6 protein-coding genes and 1 pseudogene are annotated in these 5,233 nt (G+C 50.6%); 3 read left to right on the forward strand and 4 right to left on the reverse strand.

Going from position 1 to position 5,233, the window contains the following annotated elements; all coding sequences use genetic code 11:
- Nucleotides 1–189 (reverse strand): annotated as a pseudogene (locus MHN01_RS15915) (multidrug ABC transporter permease/ATP-binding protein); the annotation flags it as partial.
- Nucleotides 190–462: 273 nt separating this feature from the next.
- Nucleotides 463–924, reverse strand: coding sequence for an Lrp/AsnC family transcriptional regulator (locus MHN01_RS15920; protein WP_160653286.1), 462 nt, complete (start codon nt 922–924; stop codon nt 463–465).
- 179 nt (nt 925–1,103) lie between these two features.
- Here MHN01_RS15920 and MHN01_RS15925 point away from each other — a divergent pair, with 179 nt between their 5' ends.
- Complete coding sequence (locus MHN01_RS15925; protein ID WP_239412247.1) at nt 1,104–2,168, forward strand: PLP-dependent cysteine synthase family protein; 1,065 nt, start codon at nt 1,104–1,106, stop codon at nt 2,166–2,168.
- A gap of 296 nt (nt 2,169–2,464) precedes the next feature.
- Entirely contained in the window at nt 2,465–3,163 is a 699-nt protein-coding gene (gene queC / locus MHN01_RS15930) for a 7-cyano-7-deazaguanine synthase QueC (protein ID WP_239412248.1), read from the forward strand.
- Between the two features lie 104 nt (nt 3,164–3,267).
- Here queC and prmB read toward each other — a convergent pair whose 3' ends face one another.
- Nucleotides 3,268–4,200, reverse strand: a complete 933-nt coding sequence (prmB, locus tag MHN01_RS15935) for a 50S ribosomal protein L3 N(5)-glutamine methyltransferase (protein ID WP_239412249.1) — start codon at nt 4,198–4,200, stop codon at nt 3,268–3,270.
- 53 nt (nt 4,201–4,253) lie between these two features.
- Between prmB and smrB the strand changes: the two genes are divergently transcribed.
- The gene (gene smrB, locus MHN01_RS15940; RefSeq protein WP_075761833.1) at nt 4,254–4,784 is read left to right on the forward strand and encodes an endonuclease SmrB; all 531 of its coding nucleotides are present in this window, start codon (nt 4,254–4,256) and stop codon (nt 4,782–4,784) included.
- Nucleotides 4,785–4,874: 90 nt separating this feature from the next.
- On the opposite strand, the gene MHN01_RS15945 is transcribed toward smrB, so the two are convergent.
- On the reverse strand, nt 4,875–5,233 hold a 359-nt coding region (locus tag MHN01_RS15945; protein WP_239412250.1), incomplete at its 5' end, for a hypothetical protein.

The following is a 5,233-nucleotide window of genomic DNA, read 5'->3' on the forward strand; positions in this document are numbered from 1 at the left end:
AATGCCTGCCAGCCAACTCAGCATTACCGGCAGGCTGATCTCCCCGGTGACCACGCCGTCGACAATCCAGCCGATGGCCCGTGGCGGCAATAGCTCGAACAAAGAAACCAGGATCAATATTACTATCGCGCCGCCGTAACGACGCCATTGCTGGCGGAAATACCATCTCAACTGCCAAAAAATCTGCATAGTCCCTCCACAGAAACAGGCATAGCCATAGTTTAAGACGAATCAAAGTCAGTCAGAGCAGCAATTACCTCGGGATGCAATTTGCAGGAGAAGAGATACCAATCAAAGAGAAAAGAAAAGCTGTTGTATCATGCTGGCTTTGTTGCTTATAAACAAAGCCATTATCGGAGAATTGACTAATAAATCAACTAAATAGAAATAACAAGATATAAAACAATCACTTTCTCTGTAACACTTTATAAATTAGTTTTATATGCTTTTTTATACAGTGCTTTATACCGGCAAAGCAGTCGTATATTTTAGCGGCTCCATAGCAAAGGTCGAGGTGACATTGGTCAGTCCTTCGATGCTATTAACCAGCTTCTTGTAGAACTTATCAAATGCTGCCATATCCGCGACCTGCACCTTCATCATGTAGTCGTACTCACCGGCCATCCGGTAGAACTCCATCACTTCAGGAAAGTCCGAAACCGTTTCGACAAAACAGTGGTACCACTCCTTGGAGTGATTACTGGTTTTGATCTGCACGAATGCCGTAAACGACAAACCAAGCTTCACCGGATCAAGCAAGGCTACCCGCTGCCTGAGGATCCCGCTCTCCTCCAGTCGCTTTAAGCGCTTCCAGCAAGGTGTCGTCGTCAGGTTTACCGCCTCTGCCAGTTCGGCCAGCGCCAAGGTACCGTCTCGTTGCAGCATTCGTAGCAACGTTCTGTCAGTGTTATCTAAGTCAGCCAATGTATTACCCCTAAATTACAACATAGAGAAAATTTTTCTCCACATTATCGTTATAAAAGCAAACAAAGCAAAGATTTTTCACGTGCTTCAAGTACTATGCTAAGCATTCCAATAAGAAAATAACCGTTGGTATTCCCCTCGATTATCAGCCGAGGCCGCCAGAGTAAAGAGGAAGAGACATGAGCCATGACCCGCAGTGGATTAACAGTGCCATCCGTAAGATAGAAGCTGACTTTCAGCGTTCGGCAGACACCCACCTCATCAAGCTGGATCTTCCCTCTCTTGACGGTATCGATATTTACCTAAAGGACGAGAGCACGCACCCGACCGGCAGCCTGAAGCACCGACTGGCCCGTTCGTTGTTCTTGTATGCCCTGTGTAATGGCTGGATTAGTCAGGATACAACGGTTATCGAATCCTCGTCCGGCAGCACTGCCGTATCAGAGGCCTACTTTGCACGCCTACTTGGCCTGCCGTTTATTGCGGTTGTGCCTCGCAAGACAGCTCGCAAGAAAATCGAACAAATCGAGTTCTATGGTGGCCGTGCCCATTTCGTCGACAGCCCAAGTGAAATTTACGCCGAGTCGCGCCGTCTGGCCAAAGAACTCAACGGCCATTACATGGACCAGTTTACCTTTGCCGAGCGTGCCACTGACTGGCGCGGCAATAACAACATCGCCAACAGCATCTTCGAGCAGATGCAGCTAGAAGAGCATCCGATCCCGAGCTGGATCGTAATGAGCCCTGGAACAGGTGGCACATCAGCGACTATCGGCCGCTATATTCGCTACCAGATGCACCAGACCAAACTCTGCGTGGTCGATCCCGAGAACTCGGTCTTCCACGACTATTACAAGACCCGCGATCTGACTCTGACCGGCACTGTCGGCAGCCGGATCGAGGGCATCGGCCGCCCGCGCGTTGAGCCAAGCTTCATTCCGGACGTGGTTGACGAAATGCGCACCATTGCTGATGCGGCCAGTATCGCCACCGTCCACTGGCTGGAAAAACTGCTGGGACGCAAGGCCGGCGCCTCAACGGGTACCAACCTCTACGGCGTGTTGCAGCTGGCCTGCGAGATGAAGGGGCGCGGTGAAAAAGGCTCGATTGTCACCCTGCTTTGCGACAGTGGCGAGCGCTACCTGGATACCTATTTCAACGAGCAGTGGGTGGCCGACAACATCGGCGATATCTCTGCTTACCTCAGCCAACTGGAAGCCTTCGAGAAAACCGGTTCGCTGTAACCCCAAATTATTGTGAAATAGCTTGGGTACTTTTTTCTTTGTTCTATCCTGCAATCTACACGTTTGTTTGCCGCGGCCTGTCTGCGGCTTTTTTTTATCTTCTGTTTGTCGACTGAGCAGAGAAACTTTCATCACCAACAACTCTGAGGTAGCATTGCCGTGCCAACAGAGAACCTGCTGATGGTAGTAATACCTGCTTATAATTAACTGGCCGATCAGACAATTAATAAGCCTGGTATGTTCATTCAAGCCACCGACTGTTTTTCGGTAAGGCTATAACACAGGAAACACAAAGTATGCGTAAAGCCGTAGTCGTTTTTAGTGGCGGCCAAGACTCCACCACCTGCCTTATCCAGGCACTTGCCAACTACGATGAAGTTCATTGCATCACCTTTGATTATGGTCAGCGTCATAAGCTGGAAATTGAAGTGGCGCTATCGGTAGCCAAAGAGCTGGGCGTTGCCGCGCACAAGGTCATGGATGTAGGTCTGCTCAATGAGCTGGCGATCAGCTCGCTGACCCGTGACAATATTGCCGTCTCCCACGAGCTGCAGGAAAATGGCCTGCCGAACTCCTTCGTTCCCGGCCGTAACATTCTGTTCCTGACTCTGGCCGGGATCTACGCCTACCAGATTGGTGCCGAGGCGGTGATCACCGGCGTGTGTGAAACTGACTTTTCCGGCTACCCGGACTGCCGCGACGAATTCGTCAAATCCATCAACCAGTCTCTGGTATTGGGGATGGATCGTCCACTGACTATCGAAACGCCGTTGATGTGGCTGAACAAGGCCGAAACATGGGCTCTGGCCGATCAGTACAGCAAGCTGGACTACGTCCGCCAGCAGACACTGACCTGCTATAACGGGATTATCGGTGATGGCTGTGGCGACTGTCCGTCTTGCGATCTTCGCCGTGCTGGCCTCGAAGACTACCTGAACAATAAAGCGTCGGTAATGGCTGAGCTTGAAGCCAAACAGGCCAAGGGCAATGCCTAGCCCCCTCTCGGTCATACCTGACTAGCCCACCCCATAAAAAAACCGGAGCTTGTGCTCCGGTTTTTAGTTTCTGATTTCTGGCTTCTTACAGGGACGACTAAATATTAGTCACGGTAAAGTGAAAACTCGTCCTGACATTCAAGCAGCTGCTCACGGGTCATCATAAAGACGCCGTGACCACCGTTCTCGAACTCAATCCAGGTAAACGGAATGTGCGGATACTGCTCTTCCATGTGAACCATCGAGTTACCCACTTCACAGATCAAGACACCGTTCTCTTTCAGGTAATCCGGTGCATTGGCAAGAATACGACGAACCAGCTTCAGACCATCGGTACCCGCCGCCAAGCCTAGCTCAGGCTCGTGACGGAACTCATCCGGCAGGCTATTCATGTCTTCTTGATCAACATACGGCGGGTTGGTCACAATCAGGTCGTACTGATCTTTTGGTACATCACGTAACAGATCAGAGCGTAGCGGGATCACCTGCTGCTCCAGGCCATGGTCCTGAATGTTCTGCTCGGCAACTTCCAGCGCATCCGTCGAGATATCAACCAAGTCAACCTCGGCTTCCGGGAAGGCATGCGCGCAGGCGATACCGATACAACCGCTGCCGGTACACAGGTCCATAATACGAGTCGGGCTCTCGGCCAGGAACGGTTCAAAACCATTCTCGATCAACTCACCGATCGGAGAACGAGGTACCAGTACACGCTCATCGACAAAGAATTCCATGCCGCAGAACCACGCTTTGTTGGTCATATAAGCGACAGGGGTACGTTCGTTAATACGACGGATCACACGCTCGACAATACGCAGACGCTCGCTGCTCGTCAGGCGTGAAAAGCGGACTTCCGACGGAATATCCAATGGCAGATACAGGGTCGGCAGTACCAGTTGTACTGCTTCGTCCCACGCATTATCCGTGCCGTGACCATAAAATAGACCCGCAGCATTGAAACGGCTTACCGTCCAACGTAGCATGTCCTGCAAAGTGTGAAGTTCGTTGACGGCCTCGTCGACAAAAATCTTATCCAAAATAGCCTCCGAATGACGCTACAATACCGCTATAGAGTTGTTGGAATATCATTATGAGTAAAAAAGATCTTACCCTGGAAGATGACCTGGCACTCTTTCAGGATGCGGTTAAAGGCGTAAAAAAGTTGTCGCATGATACCATAATCACGCCACGCCGACAGAGCCCAAAGGCCGATAAGCCCAAAGTCTCGGAAAAAGAAACTCAAAACCACGAGTTTTATTTCTCCGATGAATTCGAGCCCCTCCTCAACGAGCATGGCCCGATGCAGTATGCCCGTACTGGTGTGTCAAAATATGAAGTGAAAAAGTTACGCCGCGGGGTGTATGTACCCGATATGTATCTGGACATGCATGGAATGACGCAACAGGAAGCCAAACGCGAGCTGGCTGCCATGATTGCCGCCTGTATCAAGGAAAGTGTCTCTTGCGCCTGTGTGATGCATGGCATTGGCAAACATATCTTGAAGCAAAAAGCGCCGTTGTGGCTGGCACAACATCCGGACGTGATGGCTTTTCACCAGGCTCCGCTGGAGTTCGGGGGGGATGGTGCGTTGCTGGTCTTAATTGATATTCCGGAGAGGTAAACAAAAGAGGCGAGAGCCAAAGTACGAGTGTCGAGAAAAACAACAGCCTGTTTATTGCTCGTCACTCGATACTAGATTCTCACCACTTGGCTAGTATACATATTTCGCCAAGGCTCCCACATTGATCACCTGACCTTCGACAATCAGCGTCACTTCGCCACTGTCGCAAATCTGCATACGGGTTTTTACGGCACCTTCGCTGTAGTAGTGTTCACAGTTACCATTACGGGCGCTGTCAATACGCGAAAAGATAGTGATCCCACCAGCACTAAAAATGCTCTGCGGCGCGGCAAACGTCAGGGTACTGCCGGATGTGGAAATGTGCATTTCTTCACTGACACCATTGGCCCACTTGATTGCACCGTTGGCATTAATGCTCGGAGCTCGAGGCCCCTGGATACAGCCAGCTAACAGTACGGCACTGAGGATTGCAAAAATTTTACCTTTCA

Origin of the sequence: Photobacterium sp. OFAV2-7, assembly GCF_022347985.1 — a bacterium.
Classification (GTDB): Bacteria; Pseudomonadota; Gammaproteobacteria; order Enterobacterales; family Vibrionaceae; genus Photobacterium.